Annotated in this window: 23 protein-coding genes and 2 pseudogenes; 14 read left to right on the top strand and 11 right to left on the bottom strand. The window is 60.7% G+C overall.

The features are described 5' to 3' along the window. The first annotated feature begins 136 nt into the window (after window positions 1–136). Both KZH41_RS04805 and rimI read left to right on the top strand, forming a co-directional pair. Window positions 137–880 carry an energy transducer TonB gene (locus tag KZH41_RS04805; protein ID WP_263275080.1) on the top strand — a complete coding sequence of 248 codons (744 nt, stop codon included), beginning with the start codon at window positions 137–139 and terminating at the stop codon, window positions 878–880. Further along, a complete protein-coding gene (rimI, locus tag KZH41_RS04810; RefSeq protein ID WP_094948846.1) occupies window positions 873–1,325 on the top strand; it encodes a ribosomal protein S18-alanine N-acetyltransferase in 453 nt (150 codons plus the stop codon). Before KZH41_RS04805 ends, rimI begins: the two co-directional genes overlap by 8 nt. 158 nt (window positions 1,326–1,483) lie before the next feature. On the opposite strand, the gene KZH41_RS04815 is transcribed toward rimI, so the two are convergent. Then, the gene (locus KZH41_RS04815; RefSeq protein WP_263274461.1) at window positions 1,484–1,888 is read right to left on the bottom strand and encodes a serine kinase/phosphatase; all 405 of its coding nucleotides are present in this window, start codon (window positions 1,886–1,888) and stop codon (window positions 1,484–1,486) included. A 139-nt stretch (window positions 1,889–2,027) separates the two neighbouring features. On the opposite strand from KZH41_RS04815, the gene can reads away from it, so the two are divergent. Beyond that, window positions 2,028–2,672, top strand: a complete 645-nt coding sequence (can, locus tag KZH41_RS04820) for a carbonate dehydratase (RefSeq protein ID WP_010213394.1) — start codon at window positions 2,028–2,030, stop codon at window positions 2,670–2,672. Here the strand turns inward: can and KZH41_RS04825 are convergent. The 5 genes from KZH41_RS04825 to KZH41_RS04845 all read right to left on the bottom strand — a co-directional run bounded on the left by KZH41_RS04825 (window position 2,669) and on the right by KZH41_RS04845 (window position 8,361). Beyond that, window positions 2,669–3,193: an SET domain-containing protein-lysine N-methyltransferase gene (locus tag KZH41_RS04825; protein WP_263274462.1), complete on the bottom strand. Its 525-nt coding sequence runs from the start codon at window positions 3,191–3,193 to the stop codon at window positions 2,669–2,671. The two genes, can and KZH41_RS04825, sit on opposite strands and share 4 nt — an antisense overlap. A gap of 147 nt (window positions 3,194–3,340) precedes the next feature. Next, a complete protein-coding gene (locus tag KZH41_RS04830) occupies window positions 3,341–4,510 on the bottom strand; it encodes a hypothetical protein (protein ID WP_094948849.1) in 1,170 nt (389 codons plus the stop codon). Between the two features lie 122 nt (window positions 4,511–4,632). Continuing rightward, window positions 4,633–6,333 (bottom strand): acid phosphatase, encoded by a 1,701-nt coding sequence (acpA, locus tag KZH41_RS04835; protein ID WP_094948850.1) that lies wholly within the window; start codon window positions 6,331–6,333, stop codon window positions 4,633–4,635. 97 nt (window positions 6,334–6,430) lie between these two features. After that, a complete protein-coding gene (locus tag KZH41_RS04840) occupies window positions 6,431–6,721 on the bottom strand; it encodes a hypothetical protein (protein ID WP_263274463.1) in 291 nt (96 codons plus the stop codon). Between the two features lie 221 nt (window positions 6,722–6,942). After that, on the bottom strand, window positions 6,943–8,361 hold the full coding sequence (locus tag KZH41_RS04845; RefSeq protein WP_122514145.1) for a short-chain fatty acid transporter: 1,419 nt from the start codon (window positions 8,359–8,361) through the stop codon (window positions 6,943–6,945). Between the two features lie 185 nt (window positions 8,362–8,546). Between KZH41_RS04845 and KZH41_RS04850 the strand changes: the two genes are divergently transcribed. After that, window positions 8,547–9,836, top strand: coding sequence for an MFS transporter (locus KZH41_RS04850; protein ID WP_263274464.1), 1,290 nt, complete (start codon window positions 8,547–8,549; stop codon window positions 9,834–9,836). 3 nt (window positions 9,837–9,839) lie between these two features. Here the strand turns inward: KZH41_RS04850 and KZH41_RS04855 are convergent, their stop codons facing one another. Beyond that, on the bottom strand, window positions 9,840–11,210 hold the full coding sequence (locus KZH41_RS04855; protein ID WP_263274465.1) for a GntP family permease: 1,371 nt from the start codon (window positions 11,208–11,210) through the stop codon (window positions 9,840–9,842). Between the two features lie 218 nt (window positions 11,211–11,428). Between KZH41_RS04855 and KZH41_RS04860 the strand changes: the two genes are divergently transcribed. From KZH41_RS04860 to KZH41_RS04875, 4 genes are all read left to right on the top strand, one after another. Then, window positions 11,429–12,334 carry a cation diffusion facilitator family transporter gene (locus tag KZH41_RS04860; RefSeq protein ID WP_094948855.1) on the top strand — a complete coding sequence of 302 codons (906 nt, stop codon included), beginning with the start codon at window positions 11,429–11,431 and terminating at the stop codon, window positions 12,332–12,334. Window positions 12,335–12,443: 109 nt separating this feature from the next. Further along, a complete protein-coding gene (locus KZH41_RS04865; protein WP_263274466.1) occupies window positions 12,444–13,682 on the top strand; it encodes a TolC family protein in 1,239 nt (412 codons plus the stop codon). A gap of 18 nt (window positions 13,683–13,700) precedes the next feature. Beyond that, on the top strand, window positions 13,701–14,810 hold the full coding sequence (locus tag KZH41_RS04870) for an efflux RND transporter periplasmic adaptor subunit (RefSeq protein ID WP_263274467.1): 1,110 nt from the start codon (window positions 13,701–13,703) through the stop codon (window positions 14,808–14,810). A gap of 18 nt (window positions 14,811–14,828) precedes the next feature. Then, window positions 14,829–17,963 (top strand): CusA/CzcA family heavy metal efflux RND transporter, encoded by a 3,135-nt coding sequence (locus KZH41_RS04875; protein WP_242154238.1) that lies wholly within the window; start codon window positions 14,829–14,831, stop codon window positions 17,961–17,963. A gap of 126 nt (window positions 17,964–18,089) precedes the next feature. Here KZH41_RS04875 and KZH41_RS04880 read toward each other — a convergent pair whose 3' ends face one another. The 3 genes from KZH41_RS04880 to KZH41_RS04890 all read right to left on the bottom strand — a co-directional run bounded on the left by KZH41_RS04880 (window position 18,090) and on the right by KZH41_RS04890 (window position 21,826). Beyond that, window positions 18,090–19,475 carry a heavy metal sensor histidine kinase gene (locus KZH41_RS04880; RefSeq protein WP_094948858.1) on the bottom strand — a complete coding sequence of 462 codons (1,386 nt, stop codon included), beginning with the start codon at window positions 19,473–19,475 and terminating at the stop codon, window positions 18,090–18,092. Next, window positions 19,472–20,146 (bottom strand): heavy metal response regulator transcription factor, encoded by a 675-nt coding sequence (locus tag KZH41_RS04885; RefSeq protein WP_094948859.1) that lies wholly within the window; start codon window positions 20,144–20,146, stop codon window positions 19,472–19,474. The genes KZH41_RS04880 and KZH41_RS04885 overlap by 4 nt, the downstream gene beginning before the upstream one ends. Window positions 20,147–20,506: 360 nt before the next feature. After that, a complete protein-coding gene (locus tag KZH41_RS04890; protein ID WP_094948978.1) occupies window positions 20,507–21,826 on the bottom strand; it encodes an OprD family porin in 1,320 nt (439 codons plus the stop codon). 226 nt (window positions 21,827–22,052) lie between these two features. On the opposite strand from KZH41_RS04890, the gene KZH41_RS04895 reads away from it, so the two are divergent. The 4 genes and pseudogenes from KZH41_RS04895 (at window position 22,053) to KZH41_RS04905 (ending at window position 24,442) form a co-directional block, all read left to right on the top strand. Next, window positions 22,053–22,385 carry a DUF2790 domain-containing protein gene (locus KZH41_RS04895; RefSeq protein WP_094948860.1) on the top strand — a complete coding sequence of 111 codons (333 nt, stop codon included), beginning with the start codon at window positions 22,053–22,055 and terminating at the stop codon, window positions 22,383–22,385. A gap of 194 nt (window positions 22,386–22,579) precedes the next feature. After that, window positions 22,580–23,266: pseudogene (locus KZH41_RS30395) on the top strand (PAS domain-containing protein); the annotation flags it as partial. 108 nt (window positions 23,267–23,374) lie between these two features. Beyond that, window positions 23,375–23,806: pseudogene (locus KZH41_RS30400) on the top strand (methyl-accepting chemotaxis protein); the annotation flags it as partial. A gap of 60 nt (window positions 23,807–23,866) precedes the next feature. Continuing rightward, on the top strand, window positions 23,867–24,442 hold the full coding sequence (locus KZH41_RS04905; protein WP_094948862.1) for a flavin reductase family protein: 576 nt from the start codon (window positions 23,867–23,869) through the stop codon (window positions 24,440–24,442). A gap of 286 nt (window positions 24,443–24,728) precedes the next feature. On the opposite strand, the gene KZH41_RS04910 is transcribed toward KZH41_RS04905, so the two are convergent. Beyond that, on the bottom strand, window positions 24,729–25,538 hold the full coding sequence (locus tag KZH41_RS04910) for an AraC family transcriptional regulator (protein ID WP_094948863.1): 810 nt from the start codon (window positions 25,536–25,538) through the stop codon (window positions 24,729–24,731). Window positions 25,539–25,730: 192 nt separating this feature from the next. On the opposite strand from KZH41_RS04910, the gene KZH41_RS04915 reads away from it, so the two are divergent. Further along, window positions 25,731–26,294 (top strand): DUF2975 domain-containing protein, encoded by a 564-nt coding sequence (locus KZH41_RS04915; protein WP_094948864.1) that lies wholly within the window; start codon window positions 25,731–25,733, stop codon window positions 26,292–26,294. A 7-nt stretch (window positions 26,295–26,301) separates the two neighbouring features. After that, window positions 26,302–26,520, top strand: a complete 219-nt coding sequence (locus tag KZH41_RS04920) for a helix-turn-helix domain-containing protein (protein ID WP_094948865.1) — start codon at window positions 26,302–26,304, stop codon at window positions 26,518–26,520.

Below are 26,520 nucleotides of genomic sequence, written 5' to 3' on the forward strand. Positions count from 1 at the left end.
CGCGGGATTTATCCACAGCCGGTCAGTGCGCAGTGGGCGATTGTTACCGAACAGCGGTAGAATCCCCGCTCTTTACTTATCCACAAGTGGCCGAGCTGTGCTTATCGAGTCCCGACGTCGCGCTTACTTGACCGCCATGCAGGTGGTCAACTGGCTGCCCCGCACCGAACTGCCGTTCGCCGCCCCGTCGCGGCCCGAGCTGCTGCAAGCGCTTGAGCCCTCTGAGGCGTTCGAAGTTTCGGGGGAGGAGGCCGCCGCACCGGTGGCGGTGGTCAAGCCCGTCCCCGAGGCGCGTCCTGCCGTCGAGCGGGCGAAGATTGAAGTGCCGCGCCCCTCTGCGATGGTCAAGCCTGCAGTGGTTGAAGAGCCCGCGCCGGTCGCCAAGGCCCCGGTGGTGCCGCCGCCGCGCTTTGCCCTGCAATTGTTGCGCGCCGGGCGTTGCCTACTGCTGGTGGAATTGCCCACCGGCGAGCGTTTCCAGACCCGCGACCCGGCTTACATGCTGCTCAAAGACATGCTGCGCGCCGCCGGCCTGCCCGACAGCCCGCAAATTGTCGGCGACCCGGTGCGCTGGCCGCTGCTGGTGCGCGGCACCATGGACCAGGGCCCGGAAGCCGCGCGGGATTTTGTACAAGGTTTTGTTTCGGCACGCCTGGAAGACGAACCCTGCGTGTGCCTGTGGCTGATCGGCCTGCCCGCCGTGCGGTTTGCCGGCGAAGCGAATGCCGAAGCCTGGTACCGCGAACTGCAGGTCGAAGGCCTGGGCTCGGTGTGGGCCCTGCCGGGCCTTGAATTATTAATGGAAGAGCCACAGCGTAAGGCTGATGTCTGGCAAGCCATGCGCCGGCTGATGGCGCGCTGGAAAAGTACCGATGAGTGAAGCTTTATCCTTCCGCCCGATGACCGAGGCGGACCTCGACGCTGTACTGAAGATCGAATACGCGGCGTTCAGCCATCCCTGGACCCGTGGGATTTTTCTCGATGGGTTGGGCAAATACCAGATCTGGCTGATGTTCGAGGGCGAGCAGCAGGTGGGGCATGGTGTGGTGCAAATCATCCTCGATGAGGCGCATTTGCTGAACATCACCGTCAAACCGGAAAACCAGGGCCGTGGCCTTGGCCTGGCGCTGCTGGAGCACTTGATGTCCCGCGCGTATGCGGCCAGTGCGCGCGAGTGCTTCCTGGAGGTACGTGACAGCAACACCGGCGCGTTCCGCCTGTACGAGCGCTACGGTTTCAACGAAATCGGCCGCCGCCGCGATTACTACCCCGCTGTGGGCGGGCGTGAAGATGCGGTCGTCATGGCCTGCACCCTGATCGACTAAAACGCAGGCATCCCATGTGCAAGCAGGCCCCTGTGGGGGCTGGCTTGTCGAACCGCTGCGAGAGCCTCACCTCGGCCTCACTCGGGCACTGAGGCGCCTGCATCGCGGGCAAGCCCGGCTCCCACAGGGGCAGTGTTCACCGCTGGGCCTGTGGTGCGTCAGCGGTTACCGTCTACGGGATCGATATCGGCCAACTCGGCTTCATCCAGCCCATTCCCGCCGCCGATCTCATCTTCCTCGACGATGCTCAAATCGTAATCCGCCGGGTTGTCTTCACCCGCCTCCTGCGCATCCCGCGCGCCATCCTCATGGATCAGCGTTTCCGGGCTCATATCATCATCGGTGGACTCATGGTCATCCGTCGAAGCACCGGTCATCCCAGCTTCGCGTACCCGTTCGTCGGGCATCAGGTGCTCACGCTCGCGAGCTGGGATTTCATCGCCGATTTCTGCAGTCGGTGTCTCCTCGTCAAAGTCCAGCTCGCGCATCTCGCCCATGCGATCTTCGTTGTCATCAATCGGTTCCGGCTGTGTAGCGCCGTAGGGACGTCGTGATTCAGTCATGGCCAATCCTCATACTGTGGGGCTTATAGTGTGTGGACAGGCACGGCGCCCTAAAAATTCAAGCTAATTACGGCTTGGCGTGACCCGGACGAGCGGTTGTCTGTCACACAGCTGCGCATCATTCCTGAGGCTTTCCCTGATGAACGAACTACAAGACCTGCTTGATAACAACGAACGCTGGGCGGACGCGATCAAACAGGAAGATCCCGAATTCTTCGCCAAGCTCGCCCGCCAGCAAACCCCGGAATACCTGTGGATCGGCTGCTCCGACGCCCGGGTGCCGGCCAACGAGATCGTCGGCATGCTGCCGGGTGATCTGTTTGTGCACCGCAACGTCGCCAACGTGGTGCTGCACACCGACCTCAATTGCCTGTCGGTGATCCAGTACGCGGTCGATGTGCTCAAGGTCAAACACATCCTTGTCACTGGCCACTACGGCTGTGGCGGTGTGCGCGCCTCGATGCAGGACCGCCAGTTCGGCCTGATCGACGGCTGGCTGCGCACCATTCGTGACCTCTACTACGAAAACCGCGACCTGCTGGCCCAACTGCCGACCGAAGAAGAACGCGTGGACCGCCTTTGCGAGCTGAACGTGATTCAGCAGGTGGCCAACGTCGGTCATACCAGCATTGTGCAAAACGCTTGGCACCGTGGGCAGAGTCTGTCGATCCATGGCTGCATCTACGGCATCAAGGACGGTCGTTGGAAGAGCTTGAACACCACCATCAGTGGCTTCGAGCAGTTGCCGCCGCAATACCGCCTACGCCCGTTGGGTGAAGCTTAAAGGCGCGTCTTGTCGTCCCGTTGCTCCAGGAACAGCTTGCCTTCCAGGCTGAACTGTTCCTCCGGGCCTTTGATCCAGCCCCTGCAGTTGGGGCTGCCGCATTGGCAGGCGAACTGGCGGTGCAAGACGTCGCCGGTCTTGGCGTAATCGATGGTCAGCCACGTGCCGGCGGCAATCGGCATGACTGACCAGAGCTCCAGATAGGATGTATCGAGATATACATTTGGATCGCAGGAGTGATGCAGTTGGCCGCAGACCCACGGGTCGTACAGCCGGATGCGTGCCGAGATCTGGAAGGTATGCGGGCGCCGTTCGCTCAAGGCATAGCCGAACACGCGGGCAATGAGTGTGCGGCTGTCGAAGCCCACACGGGCTTTGATGCCGATGACCTCGCCGTGTTTGTCACGTATTACCTCAAATTGCCGGGACGACGGATAGCCGCACTCGGCCAGCGTTGTCGCGAAGGGGTACAGGCAGTCATCGTCCGCACTATTAGCCTTATCCATGGCTTGAGTTTTCATCACTCTCCTGTGGTGGGCTGCATCGACTTGCGAACGGTGTCTGACTGCCAGTCTTGCAGCGAATGGGCCTGGATCAAGACTCGCTGAACACGTCAGCGATTTCTACTGTCAACCTTCACAGTAGAACTCGCTGATTTTTTGTGCGCACTACAGCGCTGGCGCTGTGACTAGGGGGGCTGGGGCGGTGTTCTTGAGCTGTTTCAACTGTGCCTTGATGGCGGGCGTGGCGCATTTTGCGTTGGCCTGCTCCGGGGTCAGGCTGCGCACCGAGGTGTAGAACAACTCACAGGTCTGCTCCTTGCGCGTGACTTGCCAAGTGTTCATGCAGGCCTTGAGCAATACATTCGGGTCGCTGGCGGGTTTTTGCCCCATGCCGGCCTGCCAGCAGGCAGCGCTCAGATCCTGGCCCATCACCTTTAAACCAGCCTCGTCGGCCTTTTGTTCATTGCCGTCATAGGTGGCCGGGTCTGCCGCATACCAGATGTAGCTCGGATGGTTGGCGCCCAGTACCGACACGGTCTTGCCCGCTGCCGGGCTGATTTGCGCCAAGCCCAGCACGCTCACCGTCTGGCCGTACTGTTGCTTGATCCAGCTGCGCACCGGGGCACCGAACGCGACCATCGGCAACGAGCCGTTAGCGCGCAGGCTCAGTTCCTTGACCATGCGTGTCTGATAGTCGGCGAAGTAGCTGTAGACGTTTTCCAGGTCTTTACCCGCGTTGGACGGCGCGGCGATCGGTGCAATATCGATGATGGTCTGGTAAGCCGGTGTTTCGGTGGCCGGGATGCCATTGTCGGTGAGCAAGCTGGCCCATCGGTCAGTGGTGGCCGATTCCAGGTAATCCTGGGCCTGGGTCAGCGAATAGTCAGGCGGGAAGTGCAGCAACTCTATGCTTTTGCGGTGTTCCAGCGCCATGCCCAGCGGCAGGAACAGGTACCAGTTGTAGGCCCACTTGCCGTCGGCGTTGAGTTTGCTGGCGCCTTGGTAGGCAAGGTCAGCGGTATTGAGCAACGTGGTCAAAGGCTGCCCGTAGTGGTCCGGCACGCCGCTGAAGGTGGCTGAGACCTGGCCGTCGTGGGTCTTCACGCTGACCTTGGCACGGCTGTAGCCGTCGCGCTGAAGGCTCTGGTTCAAGTAGTGCTCGGCAGTCTGCTCCAGCGTCCATGGCCGAAAGCAGATCACGTTGCAGTTATTGGGGAACGCGAACAACTGGGTGACGCGTTGCGTGCTGCCCAGTGGTACTTCGATATCGGCCTGTACGACCGCACTGGCCAGCAGTGCGGCCAGGGTGAAGGACAGCCTGGTCGGTTTAAACATAGTTGGTTCCTTGTCAGCGAAAGCCCGTCTGCGCGGGTTGAAAGCCCACCTCCACACAGTAGCGGCTGACCAGGAAAATCGCGTGTTAAATCGCCAGGCGTGTCGCTATTGGATAAGAAAACCTACGCCTTGAATTCCAGCGCGTTGCTCAAGTCGCCCATGGGCTTCTGGCCGCGGGCGGTCATCGCGTCATCACGCAGCTTGAGGCCGTCCAGTTTCTCCAGCTGGAACACCCGGGTGATCAAACGCAGGATCGACGCCGTGTCGTACACCGTATGGTCCACCGTGCCTTTGCGCGCAAATGGCGAGACCACCACGGCCGGAATCCGCGTGCCCGGGCCCCAGCGGTCGCCTTTTGGCGGTGCAACGTGGTCCCACCAGCCGCCGTTTTCATCGACGGTGATGATCACCACCATGTTTTTCCATTGTGGGCTTTCCTGCAGCACCTTCAGGGCGCGGGTGATATGGCGGTCACCCGAAGCCACGTCGGCGTAACCGGCGTGCATGTTGAGGTTGCCCTGGGGTTTGTAGAAGGTCACCGCCGGCAGTGTTCCCGCCTGGGCATCAGCCAGGAAGTGGTTGGTGCTCGGTTCATCGCCCAGGCCGCCGTCGCGCAGGCGTTTCTTGCGCTCAACCGGGTTTTGCGGGCCTTGCTGCTTGAAGTAGTTGAACGGCTGATGGTGATACTGAAAACTCGGAATCTTCGGGATCGCTGCCGAATCCTTGTGTTCGTCGATCGTCGCCTGCCAGGCACCGCCATACCAGGCCCAGTCCACGTTTTTCTTCGACAGCTTGTCGCCGATGTGTTCGTGAGACTGCGGCACCAGCACGCTGGGCAAGTCGGGTTTGGCGTAGTCCGGGCGCTCCGGGTCGCGGATCCAGGTCGGCCAATACGGCGGCGCCATGGTGTTCACCGCGTAGCCGTCCGGCGTCAGCGCGCTGGGGCCGAATTGTGGCGGGCCAGTCATGGCACTGGCCGGGGACTTGTCCAGCGGCTTGAGGCGCGTGTCGGTCGGGTCGTCGCTCTGCAGCGTGGCGATCTGCGATTTGGCCACTGAATTGGCAGCATCCGGGTAAAACGGCACTTGAGCGCTGATCAAATACTGGTGGTTGAGGTAAGAACCACCAAAGGCGCCCTGGAAGAAGTTGTCGCAGAGCACGAACTCCTTGGCGACGTCCCACAGGCGCAGCGAGTAGCGCGTTTGCGGGTAATGGCCAAACGTCAGCGCGCCCGAGTCGGCCCAGGCGACAAACTGGTCGTTCTTGCCACCATTGATCTGCATCTGGTTCTGATAAAACACGTGCCACAGGTCGCGGGTGATCAGGCTCAACGGCAGGTCTTCGCCGTCAGGGCCTTTCAATGCGTAAGGTGCATTGGGTAAGTGTTCTTGATATTGGGTGGCGACGGGGTAAACCACGCCGTCGATCGTCTGCGGCCCAAGCTGAGTCACGCCGCCCCACACTTGCGGCAGCGTCTGCAGCAGGCTGCCGTCACGGTCACGTTGCTGGTAGTCGGCGGGTTTGAGCGCGGACAGCGGGCTCTCTACGCCGGGGAAGTCGGCAAACAGGTTGTTGAAGCTGCGGTTTTCACCGTAGATCACCACCACATTTTTCACGTTGTCGTGCAGGGCCTTGTCCAGCTCTTGCGGCGTGAGTGGGCGCACTTGCGGTTTGCCCGAGGGCTCGCCGGTATTGCCGCAGGCACCCAAGGTCGCGCCGACCCCCAGTACCGCTGCGCCTCCCAGGAAGCGCCGGCGGCTGGTATCCACCGGTGGTAGAGCTGTGGAATCGGAGGAAGGGCGGTCTTGGTGCTCGTCACTCATTACTGGGAGTCCCTGCTGGCTAGTTGTTGCAAGATGTTTCGCCAGGACGGTAGCAACCGAATATGACCGAACGAAGACAGCGAAATGAATCGGGCGATTACAACAGGCGCAGCGCCAATTGGCTACCCGCGCGCAAGTACTCAACCTGGGCCGTCACCGCATCCTTGACGATGGCTTCGCCGGTATCGGTCAACCTGGCTTTCTTCGCATCGATGACACTGGTCTGCAGCAGTTGCATGGCGACATCCATGGCTTTTTGGAAGGCTGTCACGTTGTTATGCAGACCAAACTCTTTGATCACGGCAGCCATGCGCCGATCGGCATCGTCTCGCAGGGTTGTGTACTCAACGACCGATACGTTGTCGTCCTCATAAATATCATTGATCAACTATTCCAGTGATTTGGACAGGGGCGTCATCGGATTTTCCTTGGCGATTGGTGAGTGGTAATCCGAGTCAGGTTAATCAAAGGCGCTGGCGATAGAAGTCAGGCGTTGTCGACACACAGAGTGGGACGAACCCCACACATTGCATCAGAACGGCAGCTTGCGGCTTGTCGTTAATAATGTGGGAGCGAGCCAGTCACACCGCCGCTCCCACACTGACCGCGTCAGGGCATGACGGGCGGCAAATACTTCAACGTCGTCCCCAACGCCCACAGCAGGAACAACACCAACGGCGTGTGCACCAGCAACTGCACAAACGAAAACCCGATCAAGTCCCGCGCCTTGAGCCCCAACACGCCCAGCAGCGGCAGCATATAGAACGGGTTGATCAGGTTCGGCAGCGCCTCAGCTGCGTTGTAGATTTGCACCGCCCAGCCCAGGTGGTATTGCAGGTCGTTGGCCACTTGCATTACGTAAGGTGCTTCGATGATCCACTTGCCGCCGCCCGACGGAATAAAGAAGCCCAGCACCGCCGAGTACACGCCCATTAATAGCGCGTAGGTGTCGTGGGAGGCGATGGACGTGAAGAAGGTCGAAATGTGGTGTGCCAGGGTCTGGCCGTCGCCGCCCTTGACCACGGTCATCAACGCGGCGATCGAGCCGTACAGCGGAAACTGGATCAGCACGCCGGTGGTGGTCGGCACGGCGCGCGCTACCGCATCCAGAAAGCTGCGTGGGCGCCAGTGCAGCAGCGCACCGACCATGATGAACAGGAAGTTGTAGGTGTTGAGCCCCGAGATGGCGCTGATTGCCGGCTTGGTTGAAAACTCATGGAACAGCCAGCCGGCCGCCAGCAGGGCCAGCAAAATGGTCAACAGCGGGCTGTGTTCCAGCCATTCGCCCGGGCGGGTTGGTGCTTGAATCTTGGGCAGGTTAAAGGCCGGGTCGACGCCGCAGGCTTTTGCATCACGGGCGCTGTTCGGCCCCGGCGCGGTAGCGTAGGCGATGATCAGCGACACCACGATCAGCGCCAGCAACAACACCCCGGATTGCCATAGAAAGATGGTATCGGTGAACGGAATCACCCCTGTAATCGACAGAATCGACGGCGGCAAGCTGGCCGGGTTGGCCTGCAATTGCGCGGCCGACGACGACAGCCCCAGCGCCCACACCGCGCCCAGGCCCAGGTAGGCGGCAGCACCGGCCGCGCGGTAATCCATGCGCAAATCCGTGCGACGGGCCAGTGCGCGCACCAGCAAACCGCCGAACACCAAGGACAAGCCCCAGTTGAGCAGGGAGGCAACCATCGAGATCAGCGCCACCCAGGCCACGGCCGAGCGGCCGTTCTTCGGGATGCGTGCCAGGCGGTCGATCAGTTTCACCGCAGGCGGTGAGCTGGCCACCACATAACCGCCGATCACCACAAAGGCCATCTGCATGGTGAACGGGATCAGGCTCCAGAACCCATCACCAAAGGCTTTGGCGGCTTCGGTCGGCGCGGCGCCCATGCCCAGGGTCGCCACGGCGACGATGATCACCGCAAGGGCGGCAAACACCCAGGAGTCTGGAAACCAGCGTTCGGCGAAATTGGAACAACGCAGGGCAAATCGGGCATAGCGGCTTTCTTCGATAGCATCGGCCACGAGTCTTTCCTCTTGTATTTATTATGGTGTTGGCAGTTTTACGGCATGTTCCGCTACGGCCATTGATATGGGAATGCAGTTATCTTCATCGATCCATGAGGAAAACAAATATATCTGTCGTGATTGCCATCATTGGGCTCAGCTCATAACCTGCACGCCATTTTGTTTGTCTGCCGAGCCTCCACATGACTGCCACCTTTTCTCCACAGGCGCAGCGTTTTTCCCGCTCCGACTACAAAACCCTGGGCCTGGCCGCCCTCGGCGGCGCCCTGGAAATCTACGACTTCATCATCTTCGTATTCTTTGCGCTGACCCTCAGCCAGCTGTTTTTCCCGCCAGAAATGCCCGAGTGGCTGCGCCTGCTGCAAAGCTTCGGCATCTTCGTCACCGGCTACCTGGCGCGTCCGCTGGGCGGCATTTTGATGGCGCACTTCGCCGATCACCTGGGGCGCAAACGCGTGTTCAGCCTGAGCATCCTGATGATGGCCTTGCCCTGCCTGCTGATCGGGATCATGCCGACCTACGCGCAAATCGGTTATTTCGCCCCATTGATCCTGCTGGTGCTGCGCGTGCTGCAAGGCGCGGCAGTGGGCGGCGAGGTGCCCAGCGCCTGGACTTTCGTCGCCGAACACGCGCCAACCCAGCATCGTGGCTATGCCCTGGGCTTCCTGCAGGCCGGCCTGACCTTCGGCTACCTGCTCGGCGCATTGACTGCCACCCTGCTGGCGCAAGTTTTCACCCCCGCTGAAATCCTCGATTACGCCTGGCGCTTCCCGTTCCTGCTCGGTGGTGTGTTCGGCGTGATCGGCGTGTGGCTGCGCCGCTGGCTCAACGAAACCCCGGTGTTCCTCGAAATGCAGGCGCGTCGCCAGGCCGCCGCCGAACTGCCTCTGCGCACCGTGCTGCGCGACCATCGCGCCGTGTTGCTGCCGGCGATGATCTTCACCTGCGTGCTCACCTCGGCGGTGGTGGTGCTGGTGGTCATCACCCCAACCATGATGCAAAAAACCTTCGGCATGAGCCCCAGCCACACCTTCGCCTTGAGCGCATTGGGCATCGTCTTCCTGAATATCGGCTGTGTCCTGGCCGGCCTGCTGGTGGACCGCATCGGCGCCTGGCGCGCGGTGCAGGTCTACAGCCTGTTGCTGCCGGTGGGCATTGCGGTGCTGTACGCCAGCCTGATCAACGGCGGCGTATGGCTGGGCGCGGCATATGTCGTGGCGGGCTTGAGTTGCGGCGTAGTGGGCGCGGTGCCGTCGGTGATGGTCGGCCTATTCCCGGCGCAGGTGCGGGTGTCAGGGATTTCCTTCACCTACAACATTGCCTACGCGTTGTGGGCGAGTACTACGCCGCTGCTGTTGATTGCGCTGATGCCTACCAGCCCGTGGATTTGCGTGGGCTATTGCGTGGTGATGGGCGCGGTGGGGGTGGCGAGTGTGGCGATTTTTGGTAAGCGCCACACCTTGGCCTCCTGAGGTTTAAGTCAGAAAGTGCCACAGCACCAACGTACCCACCAAGCCGACGACGGAAACGATGGTCTGCAACACCGACCACACCCAGATCGTCTGCTTCAGCTGCAAGCCAAAGTACTCCCGCACCATCCAGAACCCGGCGTCGTTGACGTGGCAGAAGAACACCGAGCCGGCGCCAATCGCCAGCGCTACCAATGAACTCTGGGTCGCCGCCAAACCCGCCATCATCGGTGCGAGAATGCCCGCCGTGGTAGTGGTAGCAACGGTCGCCGAGCCGGTGGCCTGGCGCAGGGCCACGGCGATCAACCATGCCAGCAGCAAGTAGGGCATGTGTGCGCCTTCGGCGACCTTGCTGATGGTCTGGCTGACGCCGGCGTCCAGCAGGGTTTGCTTGAGGCCGCCGCCGGCACCGATGGTCAACAGCAGCACGGCGATAGGCGCGAGGGCTTTGCGCAGGGTGTTGCCGACGTCGCTGCGTGGCATACCGGCGGCCCAGCCCAGGCAGATCACAGCGGCGATGACGGCCAGGCCAAGTGCGATCAGCGGCTCACCGAGGAATTTCAAGGTCAATGCCACCGGGTTTTCCGGCGACATCGCAACCTTGGCCAAGGTGCTGCCGAGCATCAGAATTACCGGCAGCAAGATGATCAGCAACGACACCCCGAAACTCGGCTGGCGTGGCGCCTTGGGCGGTGCGCTGAACAGCGCGCCGATGTCGGCCGGTTCATCCACGTGCAGGCGTTTGGACAGCCAGTTGCCGTAGAGCGGGCCCGCGAGAATCACCGCCGGCACCGCCAGGCAAAAGCCCAGCAGCATAGTCAGGCCCAGGTCGGCGTGCAGCGCGCTCACCGCAATCAGCGGCCCCGGATGCGGTGGCATCAGGGCGTGCAGGGTGGTCATGCCGGCCAGCGCCGGGATCGCGATTTTCAGCAGTGGTTGGTTCGAGCGTTTGGCCATCACGAAGATGATCGGCACCATCATCACCAGGCCGACTTCGAAGAACAGCGGCAGGCCGATCACCATGGCGACCAGCGCCATTACCCAGGGCAGCGACTTGCCTTTGCCCAGCCCGAGCAGGGTGGTGGCAATGCGGTCGGCCGCGCCGGATTCGGCCATCAACGCACCGAGCATCGAGCCCAGGGCGATGATGATCCCGGCTTCACCGAGGATCGCCCCGGCGCCTTTGCTGAAGGCTTTGGCGACTTCTTCCGGAGGCAACCCGGCGCCGACACCGGCGATAAACGTACCGATCAGAATCGACAGGAACGGCGGCAGCTTGGTCGCGCTGATCAACACAATGATGCTGACGATCGCCAGCAGCACGCAGAGCATAAGGCGGGTGTCGTGAACCATCCACGCGGCAGTCGATAACTCCAAAACGGGGCTCCTTATCGAACAGGTTGGCTAATTTGTTTCTTTTTGTTTCCTGCCCGAAAAGCATACCTGATAGAACCGTGCCACAGCGCTATTGCGCAGTTTTGGTGCGAGCCTGGTTAACGCTTGGCTGACAGCTGAATGACAATTTCGCAAGGCGTGCCGGTGCTATGGTTTTATGGCCCTATGATCAGCCCATTCCGTTATGACGAGGACATCACATGAGCGCCGGACACAATCACGCCCAGGTACGCGCAGGTCACGAACGCAAGTTGTGGATGGCGCTCGGCTTAACCGGGAGTTTTATGATCGCCGAGGTCATCGGCGCCTTCGTCACCGGCAGCCTGGCGCTGTTGTCCGACGCGGCCCACATGATGACGGACACCCTGGCGATGGCGATTTCCCTGGTTGCCATCCAGATGGCCAAGCGCGCCGCTGACCGTAAGCGCACCTTCGGGTATGCGCGTTTCGAAATTCTGGCGGCGTCGTTCAATGCGCTGCTGCTGTTTGCCGTGGCCTTTTACATTCTGTATGAGGCCTATCAACGGCTGCAGGCGCCGCCTGAAATCCAGTCCACCGGCATGCTGGTGATCGCGGTGTTGGGGCTGATCATCAACTTGATTTCGATGCGCCTGCTCAGTGCCGGCAGCGGCGAAAGTCTCAACGTCAAAGGCGCCTACCTGGAAGTGTGGAGCGACATGCTCGGCTCCATTGGCGTGATCATCGCGGCGCTGGTGATCATGCTCACCGGTTGGGGCTGGGTCGATTCCTTGGTGGCGGCAGGGATTGGTTTCTGGGTATTACCACGCACCTGGATCTTGCTGAAGGAAAGCATGAACGTGCTGCTGCAAGGCGTGCCCGACGGCATTGATATTGATCAGGTCGAGCAGGGCATCCGCAACGTGCCTGGGGTCAAGGACGTGCACGACCTGCATATCTGGGCCCTGACCAGTGGCAAGAATGTGCTGAGTGCGCACTTGGTGGCGGACTCGGCGCTGGGCACCGAACAACAAATCCTCACGCTGGTGACGGAGTTGCTGCACGAACAATTCGATATTTCCCACGTCACTTTGCAGGTGGAAGGCGAGGGGTTTGAGCACGATGAACATGACGACGTGCATGCCTGATCCCGGCTAACAGATTTGTAATGTTCCGCCCACCGCCCTGATAAGTACCGAAAGTTACATTGCCCTCGCTGGGAAACCTCAGCGACTTTCTGGGCCTGGAACTCTCGTTATGGCACTTTCCGTTAGAACACTGTTGGCCGTTAGAACACTGTTAGGGGCGACTGCGTTGTGGGTGGCAGCCAGTGCTGCTCAGGCGCAAACCCTCACGCTTGATGCAGCCCTGCAAGCTGCCTTCGCCAACAACCCCGACCTGGCTGCCGCGCAATGGGAAATCGAGATTGCCCAAGGCGGTCGCCAACAGGCTGGCTTGATCCCCAACCCGGTAGCCTCATGGGATGCCGAAGACACGCGCCGCAGCACGCGCACCACCACGATTAAACTCAGCCAAACCCTGGAACTGGGCGGCAAGCGCGGTGCGCGGATTGACGTGGCGACACGTGCCCAGGATGCCGCCGCGCTGACCCTTGAGCAGCGTCGCAATGGCCTGCGCGCCGATGTGATCGACAGCTATTACGGCGCGCTGCGAGCCCAGGAACGCCTCGACCTGGCGCAACGCTCGATGGCGCTTGCCGAGCGCGGCCTAGTGGTCGCCAAGGGCCGCGTCACCGCCGGCAAGTCATCGCCGGTGGAAGCCACGCGCGCGCAGGTGCAGCTGTCGGAGATCCGCCTGGAGTTGAACCGCGCGCAGGTCGGCCTGAGCGATGCCTATCGCCGCCTTGCCGCCAGCACCGGCAGCGCCACCCCCGACTTCCAGGCCGTGGCCACTCAAAGCCAATCCGCACCGCCCTTGCCGGCCTCCGCACAATTGCTGGCGCGACTTGAGCAAACCACCGAACTGCGCCTGGCCGACATGCAGATTATCCAGAGCGAAGCCAGCGTGGGCCTGGAAAAAGCCCAGCGCATTCCTGACCTCGATGTGTCGATCGGCAGCCAGTACGACGCCAGCGTGCGTGAGCGGGTGAACCTGGTGGGCGTGTCGATGCCGATCCCGCTGTTCAACCGCAACCAGGGCAACGTGCTCGCCGCCAGCCGCCGCGCCGATCAGGCCCGCGACCTGCGCAATGCCGTTGAGCTGCGCCTGCGCACCGAAACCCGTCAGGCCCTGGACCTGTGGCAAACCGCCAACACTGAAGTGCGCACGTTCAACCAACAAATCCTGCCTGCCGCCCAAAGCGCGGTGGACAGCGCCACCCGTGGCTTCGAGATGGGCAAGTTCAACTTCCTCGACGTGCTCGACGCCCAGCGCACCTTGATCGCAGCCCGCACCCAATACCTCACGGCGACCGCCCAGGCGACTGACGCCTGGGTACGCATCGAACGGATTTACGGCGACCTCGCCCGGTTTTGATTTTTTCTGGAGTCTTTTATGAAGCATAAACACGGTGTGGCGCTTGCCGTCGCCCTGGGCCTGATGCTGTCTGGTTTTGCCCATGCCGAAGAGGAAGAAGAAGGCAAACTCGAACTCACTGAGCAGCAGATCCAGGCTGCCGGTATCCAACTCGCCCAGGCCCAACCCCGCGCGATCAGCACCCTGCTGACGCTGCCGGGCGAAGTGCGTTTTGACGAGGACCGTACCTCGCACATCGTCCCGCGTGCGGCCGGTGTGGTGGAGGAGGTCAAGGTCAACCTCGGCCAGTCGGTGAAGAAAGGCGAACTGTTGGCGGTGATCTCCAGCCAGCAGATTTCTGATCAACGCAGCGAGCTGGCGGCCAGTGAGCGTCGTGTCGAACTGGCACGCACCACTTTCCAGCGCGAGCGCCAACTGTGGAAGGACGAGATCTCCGCCGAGCAAGATTACCTGCTGGCGCGCCAGACCTTGCAGGAAGCTGAAATCGCCTTGAACAACGCTCGTCAGAAGATGACGGCGCTCAGCGGCAGTGCCGTTCTGGCGGGCGGCAATCGCTATGAGCTGCGTGCGCCATTCGCCGGTGTGGTGGTGGAAAAACACCTGGGCGTCGGTGAGGTGGTGGGCGAAACCAGCAATGCCTTCACGCTCTCGGATTTGTCCCAGGTGTGGGTCACCTTCGGCGTGTTTCCCAAGGACTTGAACAAGGTGCGCGTCGGTAAACCGGTGAAAGTCACCTCCACGGAAATGGGCACTGAAGTACAAGGCACCGTGGCCTACGTCGGCAACCTGCTCGGCGAGCAGACGCGTACCGCCACCGTGCGCGTGACCGTGCCCAACCCCGACGACGCCTGGCGCCCCGGGCTGTTTGTCACCGTGCAATTGGCCACCGACACCTACCAGGCCAAGGTCACCGTGCCGCAAACCGCGATCCAGACCGTCGAGGACAAACCTTCGGTGTTTGTGCGCACTGCGGACGGTTTCATCACCCGCCACCTCGAACTGGGCGTGAGTGAAAACGGCTATGTCGAAGTACGCAAAGGCCTCGACGTCGGGGCGCAAGTGGCGACCGAAGGCAGCTTCATCCTCAAGTCCGAACTGGGTAAAGGCTCGGCCGAGCACGCCCATTGATCCTGCGAGTGATTTCCCATGTTTGAGCGCCTTATCCAATTCGCCATCGAACAGCGCATCATCGTGCTGCTGGCGGTGCTGTTGATGGCCGGTGTCGGCATCGCCAGCTATCAGAAGTTGCCCATCGACGCAGTGCCCGACATCACCAATGTGCAGGTGCAGATCAACTCGGCGGCGGCCGGGTTTTCGCCGCTGGAGACCGAACAGCGCATCACCTTTCCGATTGAAACCGCCATGGCCGGCTTGCCGGGTTTGCAGCAGACGCGCTCGTTGTCGCGCTCCGGCTTGTCCCAGGTCACGGTGATCTTCAAAGACGGCACCGACCTGTTCTTTGCCCGCCAATTGGTCAACGAGCGCCTGCAAGTGGCCCGCGAACAATTGCCCACCGGCATCGAAACCGCGATGGGGCCGATTTCCACCGGTCTCGGGGAGATTTTCCTATGGACCGTCGAAGCCGAAGACGGCGCACTCAAAGAAGACGGTACGCCTTACACACCGACCGACCTGCGGGTGATCCAGGATTGGATCATCAAGCCGCAACTGCGAAATGTGCCGGGCGTGGCCGAGATCAACACCATCGGCGGCTTTGCCAAGGAATACCAGATCGCCCCGGACCCCAAGCGTCTGGCGGCCTATAACCTGACGTTGACCGATTTGGTCACTTCGCTGGAGCGTAATAACGCCAACGTCGGCGCCGGTTACATCGAGCGCAGCGGCGAGCAACTGTTGATCCGCGCTCCGGGGCAAGTGGCGTCCATCGATGACATCGCCAACATCGTCATCACCACCTCGGATGGCACGCCGATTCGCGTGCGCAATGTGGCGCACGTCGAAATCGGCCGTGAGCTGCGTACCGGTGCCGCCACGGAAAATGGCCGTGAAGTGGTGCTGGGCACGGTGTTTATGTTGATCGGTGAAAACAGCCGTACCGTGTCCCAGGCGGTGGCGAAAAAACTGGAAGAGATCAACCGTTCGCTGCCCCAAGGCGTGGTGGCCGTCACCGTCTACGACCGCACCAACCTGGTGGAAAAAGCCATCGCCACCGTGAAGAAAAACCTCTTCGAAGGTGCGCTGCTGGTCGTCGCCGTGCTGTTCCTGTTCCTGGGCAACATCCGCGCGGCGTTGATCACTGCGATGGTGATCCCGCTGGCGATGCTGTTCACGTTTACCGGAATGTTCACCAACAAAGTCAGCGCCAACCTGATGAGCCTTGGCGCGCTGGACTTCGGCATTATTGTCGACGGCGCGGTGGTGATCGTCGAAAACGCCATCCGCCGACTGGCCCATGCGCAGCAGCGCCATGGCCGCCTGCTGACCCGCAGCGAACGCCTGCATGAAGTGTTCGCGGCCGCCAAGGAGGCTCGACGGGCTTTGATCTACGGGCAACTGATCATCATGGTGGTGTACCTGCCGATCTTCGCCCTCACGGGTGTGGCTGGGAAGATGTTCCACCCCATGGCCTTTACCGTGGTGATTGCCCTGCTCGGCGCGATGATTCTGTCGGTGACGTTCGTGCCAGCCGCGATCGCGCTGTTCGTCACTGGCAAGGTCAAGGAAGAAGAAAACCTGGTGATGCGCACGGCACGTCGGGTCTATGCGCCGGTGCTGGATTGGGTGATGGCGCGCCGCCCTCTGGTGTTTGGCTTGGCGGTGCTGACCATCGTCGCCTCGGGCGTGGTGGCCAGCCGCATGGGCAGCGAATTTATCCCCAGCCTCAGTGAAGGTGACTTCGCCCAGCAAGCCTTGCGTGTGCCGGGCACCAGCCTGACGCAATCGGTGCAGATGCAGCAGCAGCTGGAAAAAACCTTGATGGCTCAGGTGCCGGAAATCGAACGGGTCTTCGCGCGTACCGGTACCGCGGAAATCGCTTCCGACCCTATGCCGCCGAATATTTCCGACAGCTATGTGATGCTCAAGCCGAAGGACCAATGGCCGGACCCGAAGAAATCTCGTGAAGCGCTGATCGAAGATATCCAGCGCGCCAGTGCGATTGTGCCGGGCAGTGCGTATGAACTGTCGCAACCGATCCAACTGCGTTTCAACGAGCTGATTTCTGGGGTGCGCAGTGATGTGGCGGTGAAGGTGTTTGGCGACGACATGGCGGTGCTCAACAAGACCGCCGGGGAAATCGCCGAGACCCTGCAAAAGCTTGAGGGCGCCTCGGAAGTGAAGGTGGAACAGACTTCCGGGCTGCCGGTACTGACGATCAATATTGACCGCGACAAGGCCGCGCGTTTCGGCCTGAATGTGGGCGATGTGCAGGACACCATTGCCGTCGCTGTCGGTGGGCGCCAGGCCGGTACGTTGTACGAAGGTGACCGCCGCTTCGACATGGTTGTGCGTTTGTCCGACGCGTTGCGTACCGATATCGACGGGCTATCACGGCTGTTGATCCCGGTACCGGCGCTGGCCAGTAACGCGTCGGGGCAGTTGGGTTTTATCGCCTTGTCCCAGGTTGCCAGTTTGGATTTGGTACTCGGGCCGAACCAGATCAGTCGCGAGAATGGCAAGCGTCTGGTGATCGTCAGCGCCAACGTGCGCGGGCGGGATATCGGTTCGTTTGTTGATGAGGCCGAGACGGCCATCAGCAGCCAGGTGAAGGTGCCGGCGGGTTACTGGACGACATGGGGCGGCCAGTTCGAACAGTTGAAGGAAGCCTCCGAACGTTTGCGCATCGTGGTGCCGGTGGCGTTGCTGCTGGTGTTCGGGCTGCTGTTTATGATGTTCAACAACCTCAAGGACGGGCTGCTGGTGTTTACCGGGATTCCGTTCGCGTTGACCGGTGGGATCATGGCGCTGTGGTTGCGCGATATTCCATTGTCGATCTCGGCGGGGGTGGGCTTTATCGCGTTGTCGGGTGTGGCGGTGTTGAACGGGCTGGTGATGATTGCCTTCATCCGCAACCTGCGCGAGGAAGGGCGCTCATTGTCGGTGGCGATCAACGAAGGCGCGCTCACCCGTTTGCGCCCGGTACTGATGACGGCGCTGGTGGCATCCCTGGGGTTTATCCCAATGGCCCTGGCCACCGGCACCGGCGCCGAGGTGCAGCGCCCGTTGGCGACGGTGGTGATTGGCGGGATTATTTCTTCCACGTTGCTGACCTTGCTGGTGCTGCCGGCGTTGTATCAGTGGGCGCATCGCAAGGAGGAATGACGAGTAGGTGGTGAGCGGGCTTGCTGTGTTGAATGGACTTGCTGTGGCGAGCGGGGCTGTTGTGGCAAGCCCGCTCGCCACAACAGGTGCGCTTGCCACACCGAGCAGGCTCAGCCTAGAGGCGGCTTAGACTTGAGGAAACACCAGGCGGAACAAGGTAAAGCCACCGGGCAGGCTGCGCACATCAGCCTGCCCTTGGTGCAGGGTCATGATCGACCGTACGATCGCCAGGCCCAGGCCGGTGCCGCCCTCAGTGCGTGCGCGGCTGCTGTCGACACGGTAAAAACGCTCGAACAGGTACGGCAGGTGTTGCGCTTCGATCCCCGAGCCTGGGTTGCTGACGGACAACGAAACGTTGTTGTCGTAAGCCTCCACCAGCAACGAAATATGCGCGCCCGATGGGCTATGGCGGATGGCGTTGGACAGCAGGTTGGAGAGGGCACGTTGAATCATCAGGCGATCGCCGTGTACCTGGGCCTCGCCGCTGAGGGTCAGGGTCAGCTGTTTGTCTTCGGCACTCAGGGCGAACAAGTCCATCACCCGGTTTGCCTCAGCCGTCAGCGACACGGCAGTAAACGAAGCTCGCGCCGCCGGGTGGCTGACTTGGGCCAGAAACAACATGTCGGAAACGATACGCGCCAGGCGCTCCAGCTCTTCGGTGTTGGATTCCAGCACCGCTTTGTAGGCCTCCGGCGGGCGTTCGCGCGACAGCGTCACCTGGGCCTTGCCCATCAGGTTGGTCAGCGGCGCGCGCAGTTCGTGGGCGAGGTCATCGGAGAATTGCGACAGCTGCTGCACCCCGGCGTCCAGGCGGTCGAGCATCACGTTGAAGCCTTGCGCCAGCTCGCCCAGTTCGTGCGGCAGGTTGTCGACGGACAGGCGATGGGTCAGGTCCTGCGTGGTGACTTTGGCCGCCACTCGGCTGAACTGCTTCAGCGGCGCCAGCCCGCGCTGCACCAGCCACCAGGCGCCCATGCCGATCAATATCAAGAGCATCGGCAACGCGATCACCGTGGCGCGCAGGTAGGCACTGAGCAGTGCCTGGTCGTCCCTGCGGTCCAGGGACAGCAAAACGCGTACGCGTTCGCCACTGGCCAGGCGCATTAGGCTGGAAGCGCTGAGTACTTGGTTGCCATCGCTGTCGGCCCAGTTGAGGTAACCGAGAGTTTCACGCGGCGTGAAGTCGGTCAGCAACGGTTCCTGAGGCTTGGCGCCGGCGCTCAGTAACACGCTGTTATCGGGGGCCGTGCCGACAATGGTCAGGTAGAAATTGTCATGGCCGATCACCAGGTCCATCAGCGAGTGCGGGCGGGCGCGGATGCCGCTGGCGTTGAGGCCCTGTGACAGGCTGTGCTGGATCTGTTCCATCTTGCTTTCCAGGCCTTTGCGCGCCAGTTTTTCCAGCTCGTGGGTCAGGGCCAGGTACGCCAGGGTTGCCAGCAACAGCACCAGGCCCGCGCCCATCAGGCTGACCGTCAGCCCCAGGCGCATCGACAAACTGCTGACTTTCATTGCCGTGCCTCCAGCACATAACCCACACCGCGAATGGTGTGGATCAGCTTGACCTCACTCTGGTCATCCACCTTGGCGCGCAGGCGGCTGATGGAAACCTCCACCACGTTGGTGTCGCAGTCGAAGTTCATGTCCCACACCAGCGAAATAATCTGCGTGCGGGTCAGCACTTCGCCGGTCTGGCGCATCAGCACCTGCAGCAGCGCGAACTCCTTGGTGGTCAGGTCGATACGCCGACTGCCGCGGTACGCGCGATGGCGACGCGGGTCCAGTTCCAGGTCCAGCACACGGAACACGTCCGGCTGTGGGATATGCTCGCTGCGCCGCAACAGGGTGCGCACCCGCGCGAGCAATTCGGGAAACTCGAAGGGTTTGACCAGGTAATCATCGGCGCCCATGTCCAGGCCCTTGATCTTGTCGGCGAGCCGGCCACGGGCAGTCAGCATCATCACGCGTTGGCTGCCGTTGCGGCGCAATTGCTCCAGCACTTCCCAGCCATCCTTGCCCGGCAGGTTGACGTCGAGAATGACCAGCTCATAGGCGTGCTGCCCTGCCAGGTGCAAGCCATCGATGCCATTGGACGCGCAGTCGACCACATAGCCACTTTCGTTCAGGCCTTGCTGCAGGTAGTCGGCGGTTTTTTGCTCGTCCTCAACGACAAGGATACGCATGGGGTATTTACCTTTTTTAGGTGAAAGAAGGGCTCCATTTCCTTATGGAATCGGGTGCTTTGGGAGTAGGGAAAGTCTGAACGGTGAAGTAGCTTCAGGGTCAACTGCGACCATCGGTCGCAACGCAGTGCCGGTGCGCAAAAAAAAACGCCCCGAGGGGCGTTAAAAATTCATCTCTTTCCAAAGGAGCTCCAAAAAAGCTTCAGAGACGAATGTTGCTCGGTGCACATAAGTTGACGCGAGTATAGGCGTTCAACTTAACGGGAAGCTGAGGCTAATATTACAGTCTTGTTACTTGTGCATTTGTGAGCAAATGTTAGTTAAGGGCGAACGAATGTAAGCACTCACCGTGGTGATTATTCAGAGTGCCACCAGTGGGTATTCGGCAATCAAGCGCACTTCCTCCAAGTCCGACTCGAAAGTACTGGAGCGCACGGTGGCTTGGCGCAAGCGCAACGACAAATCCTTCAGGCTGCCACTTTGCACCACGTACTTGGCCTCGACGTTGCGTTCCCAGCGGCGTTGGTCCGTCAGCGGGTTGCCCGCCGAATCGCGGCGCATATACACCGAGTTGGCGTTGCTGTAATCGGCGCCGGAGCCTTTGGCGTAGCGGGTCATGAATGATAGGCCGGGAATGCCGAACGCCTGCATGTCCAGGTCGTAACGGGCCATCCACGAGCGCTCCTTGGGCGAGTTGAAGTCGCTGTACTGGATCGAGTTGTTGAGGAAGATCGAGTCCGATTGGCGCAAGTAATCGAAGTCGTCATCGCCGTTGTTGCGCTGGTGCGACACGGCCACGCTGTGGGCGCCGACCTTTACCCCAAGCCTGGCGCTCCAGATGTTGTTGTCGAACTCACCCAGCCGTTTTTTGCCTTCGTCCACGGCCTTGTAATAGTTGAAGTCGCCGAACAATGAGACGTCGTCGGTCAACGGGTAATTGGCGGCGCTGCCGAAGTAGTATTGGTCCCACGCGTCCTTCAAACGGCTGCTGTACAGGCTGACTGTCAGGTGTTTATTGACGGCATATTCACCGCCTAGATAGCCGATCCACGGCGAGTCGACCTTGCCCGCATAGAAGGTCGCAAAGCCTTTGTTCATGCCACTTTCACTGGGTTGGCTCATGCCGCTCAGGCGTCCGCCTTGCAGGCTCAGGCCCTCAAGGCTGGTGTTTTGCGCGGTGACGCCGCGAAAGCTTTCCGGCAACAAGCGCGAGTCGCCGGCTGCCACCACGGGGGTGGCGGGGAATACGTCGCCGGCCTTGATGACGGTGTCCAGCACGCGTAATTTCGCCGCGCCGCCGAATTTGCTGTAGCTGCTTTCGGGGCGGTTGTCGCTGTCCACCGGCAACACGCCGAACGAGCCCTTACCGCCGCTGCGGCCGGTGCCCGAGTCAAGTTTCAGGCCATACATGGCAAACGCATCCAGGCCGAACCCCACGGTACCTTGGGTAAAACCCGATTCGAATTTGCCGATCAAGCCCTGCGCCCAGGCTTCGGAATAGCCATTGCCGGTGGGGCTGGACTGGCCCTTGCGGTCATCACGGTTGAAGTAAAAATTGCGCGCCAGCACGCTCACGCTGCTGCCTTCGATAAAACCTTCGGGTTTGTCTTCCACGGCCACGGCGGCCAGAGGCAGTGCGGCAATCAGTGAAAAGGGTAGGGTGTAGTAAGCAATACTCATGTTTCGCTCCTGGGTGTCGGCAGTTTTCAGCTTTTTATAGGATCGGGCGTTCTTATTGATTTGGCCCAGGCTGATAGTTGCAAACCGCAGATAACGAACTCGTTGCGTGAACATTACAATTCTGGCAGCTCGCGACCACCTAACAGATAAGTAATGTTTCAGTGAACATGGCGACAGGGTTGGTTGATTAGTCTCGTTACTGAACTTTTCAATCGAGGAACCTGTTATGAACGCTTATAAAATTGGCTTGGGTGTATTAACGGCAGTCTTGTCATTTGGCGCGTTGGCCGAAGGCGGGGGTGATCGCACCTTTGCCCTGATGATGGAGCGCAATGAAAAAGCGATGGCGGCCTACGCCGAGAAAAAGGGCAAACCGATGCCCGAGGTACAGGCCTACCGCTATGGCATGAAGCTGGACATTGCCAACGTGGTCAACGTCACACCGCCGATCCGCTCGTGCAACCCGGTGCCGTCGCGCATGACCTATGAAGACTCCAGCGGCAAGCTCAATACCCTTGAGTATCAAGTGATGGGCATCTGCCGAAACAACGGTGGTTGATCGGGCCAAAAAACAGTTGGGGGCGGCGCAAAAAAGCGCTTCAGAAAACGCCGGCAGCGCCGATGCAGGTGAGAATCCTCTCCCAATATGACCATCGGTGCCCCATGTTCAACACCCGTTTGAAGCAGGAGCTGTCGGCTCTTCGTGAAGAGTTGTCCAGCTTGCAGCAGGTCAAGGAGAGCCTGGAAAGCGAAATGCTGTGCCTGACGCTGGACGCCGAAGGCCGGGTGGAGTGGGCGAACGCCAACTTCCTGCAAGAACTGTCGTACCAGGCTACAAACATACTGGGGCGCCACATTGATGAGCTGGTGCCCGCATATCTGCGTCAGGACGAATTCCAGCGGCGCTTCAAGAATGCCCTGGTGCGGGGCGAACACTTCGCCGGCACCGTGCGCCTGATGCGTGGCAACGGCAAGGAGGCGTGGCTGCGTTCGATCCTGCAGCCGGTGCGCAACTCGGACGGGTGCATCAAACATTTTTCGATTTATTCCAGCGACCTCACTCGCACCATCGAGGCGTCGCGCGAGCACGAAAACCTGATCACCGCGCTGGTGCGTTCCACCGCGGTCATCGAGTTCGACCTCGGCGGGCATGTGCTGACCGCCAATGACCGATTCCTGAGCGGCATGGGTTACAGCCTGGCGCAAATCCAGGGCAAACATCACCGTATGTTCTGCGAGCCACAGGAATACAACAGCCCGGAGTATCAGCACTTCTGGAAACGTTTGAATGCCGGTGAGTTTGTTGCCGCGCGCTTCAAACGGGTCGACAGCCATGGCCGTGTGGTGTGGCTGGAGGCGACCTACAACCCGGTGCTGGATGCCAATGAACGGTTGTACAAAGTGGTCAAGTTCGCCACGGTGATCACCGATCAAGTCAATCAAGAGCAAGCGGTGGCCGAGGCCGCCAACATCGCCTACAGCACCTCGCTGCAAACCGACGACAGTGCCCAGCGCGGCAGCACCGTCGTGACCCAGGCGGTGGATGTGATGCGTGATCTGGCCAAGCACATGCAACAGGCCGGTGATGGCATCGAGGCGCTGAACGCGCAGTCCCAAGTGATCGGCACCATCGTCAAGACCATCAGCGGCATCGCCGAGCAAACCAACCTGCTGGCACTCAATGCGGCCATCGAAGCAGCACGTGCCGGTGAGCAGGGCCGTGGCTTTGCGGTGGTGGCTGATGAAGTTCGTCAATTGGCCTCGCGTACCAGCAAGGCCACCGAGGAAATCGTCGGTGTGGTGCGTCAGAACCAGGACATGGCCCGCGATGCGGTGTCCTTGATGACTGAAGGCCGCGAGCAGGCCGAGCAAGGTTTAGCGCTGGCGGCCGAGGCGGGCACGGTGATTGTCGAGATCCAGGACGGTGCAAAAAAGGTGGTCAGTGCGGTAGGACAATTCGCAAATCAGCTGTCGACCTAACCCGTGGGACTTGCGCTTGAGGTATCGTAGGTTTTTTCTTGCTTGAAGAGCCGCCCCTCCATGAGCCCTACCCACCTTCTCCCCGTTCCGTTGTCCAAGGCTTACCGCTTGCTCAATCACGGGCCGACCGTGTTGGTGAGCGCGGCCCACGACGGCAAGCGCAATATCATGGCCGCTGCCTGGGCGATGCCGCTGGATTTTGAACCGCCGAAAGTCGCCGTGGTGCTGGACAAGGCCACCTGGACCCGCCAACTGCTGGAAGGCGCCGGCACCTTCGTGCTCCAAGTGCCTTGTGTGGCCCAGGCCGATCTGGTGCAGACCGTCGGCAACACCACGGGCTCAGACACCGACAAATTCGCCGCCTACGGCCTGCAGACGTTCAACGGTGAACACACCGAAGCGCCGCTGCTGGAAGGTTGTGTCGCCTGGCTGGAGTGCCGCCTGCTGCCCGAGCCCCACAACCAACAGGCCTACGATTTATTCCTCGGCGAAGTCGTGGCCGCCTATGCCGACGAGCGCGTGTTCAGCGAAGGGCACTGGCACTTTGAAGGGCATGATGAGTTACGCACCTTGCACCATATCGCCGGCGGCAATTTCCTCAGCATCGGCGAGCCCATTGTTGGGCGTCAGCTGTAAGCCTTACCCGCGTACGTCTGCCAGGCAGCGGATCGGCGGGGCGTTGGGCCTGGCGGTGCGGGTGTCGGTGGGGTCGAACGGCGTGATTTGCGTTGGTGGGCACGGTGTTGGCGTTGCGCCTCAAGCAACGCTCGCCCGAGCCGCACGCGATATTGGAAACAACATAGATAAAATGTGGGAGCTGGCTTGCCTGCGATAACGCCGGCTCAGCAACACATGTGTTGACTGACGCGCCGCTATCGCAGGCAAGCCAGCTCCCACATTGACTGCATTTCAAGCCAAAGGCTCAGCGCCCGAGCATCTTCACCCAACGCGACGGCGGCATGCCGTAGGTGCTGCGAAATTGCCGTGTCATGTGGCTCTGGTCGGTGAAGCCGGCGGTCAATGCCGCATCCACCAACGATTGGCCTTGGACGAGCAAGCTGCGCACCAGGTCCAGCCGCCGCATGGTCAGGTAGCGATAGGGGCTGGTGCCGAACAACAAGCGAAAATCCCGCGACAACGCCCAGCGATCACGGCCGCAATGGTCGGCCATTTCATCCAGGGTGATGCTGCGGCCCAAGGCGCTGTGGATAAATTCCCGGGCGCGCTCGGCGGCGACGTAATCGAAAGATTTACGGCTGATGATCACCCCCGATGCAGCGCTCAGCGCCTGGGCCAGGTCGTACAGAGCGTCCTGTTCCTGCATCGGGTCAATCGGGCAATCCAGGCTTTGCAGCAATACTTCGCTGGCGCGGAACAGTCGCGGGTCGGTTGATAATCCGTTGTGGATAAACGGTAACGGCCTGCCGCCAAGAATCTGTTGGATTAGCGCCGGCTCCACATAAATCATGCGGTACTTGAAGCCTTCTACACTGCTGGCGCGGCCGTCATGGCATTCATCGGGGTGAATCACCATGGTCGTACCGGGCAAGCTGTGGGTCATGCTGCCGCGGTAGTGATAACTCTGCACGCCGAACAGCGTGCGCCCGATGGCGTAGGTGTCGTGGCGATGCGGGTCGAACGCAAAGCCTGCAAAGTACGCTTCGATACGGTCCAGGCCGCTGGCGTGCGGGGCGCGGTGCAGCCAATCGAGGGTAGAAGTGGGTTGGCCCATGGTGACTGGTCACAAGTAGAGGTGGAAACACGTTAACCCAGTCTGGCGCGGGTTGTCTGCCGAGGTCTTGTACGATTGTGCGTGATCTGGATGAGCCTTTTTTAACGATTGCATTGCTTTGCGTTAAAAAATGATTGTTTTACGATAATTAATCTATTATTTTGTGCGCTCACTCATTCACCGAGGTTGTTTATGAATACCCAACGTCTGGCCCAGCTCAGTCAGCGCATGTCGCTGCTTACCCTCTTGCTGCTTGTCGTTATGCTGGTGCTTAACACTGCCGTGTGGCTGTTTCCGGTGCTGGGTTCCTCCGCCGATGGCCTGGGGTTTGGCTTTGCCTTGACTGACCGTCTGATCGAGGCGCACGCCGCTAAAGTTGCGCTGTTCCCGTGGTGGCAGACGGCGGGTGGCATTGTGCTTTCCACCATCCCATTGATGGCGTTGGCGTCAGGCTTGAACCATCTGCGCCAACTGTTTCGCAATTACGCTCGGGGTGAGTACTTCTCCAGTGCCGCGGCGCAGCACCTGGGCAAAGTTGGGCGAGCAGTGGCGATATGGGTGCTGCTGGACTTTTTATGCGAGCCGTTGCTCAGTGTCTGGGTCACGATGAATGAGCCGGTCGGCCAGCGATTGATTACGCTGAGTGTCACCGCGCCAAGCTTCGTCGCGTTGTTTCTCGCTGCCTGTATCGCGGTAATCGCGCGTATCCTGTGGCAGGCCAGTGAAGTGGATTCTGAAAACCGTACTTTTGTTTGAGATCGAAATGCCCATTGTGATTGAACTGGACGTTATGCTTGCCCGGCGCAAGGTCAAATCCAAAGACCTGGCGGCCGCCATAGGGATTACCGAACAGAACCTGTCGTTGCTCAAACAAGGCAAGGTCAAGGGCATACGGCTGGGCACGTTGGATGCTATATGTGCCTACCTGGAGTGCCAGCCTGGCGACTTGTTGGTGCACACGCCTGAGCCGGCGGCCGAATAG

The organism is Pseudomonas sp. YeP6b (assembly GCF_025642995.1).
In the GTDB taxonomy this organism is placed as follows: domain Bacteria; phylum Pseudomonadota; class Gammaproteobacteria; order Pseudomonadales; family Pseudomonadaceae; genus Aquipseudomonas.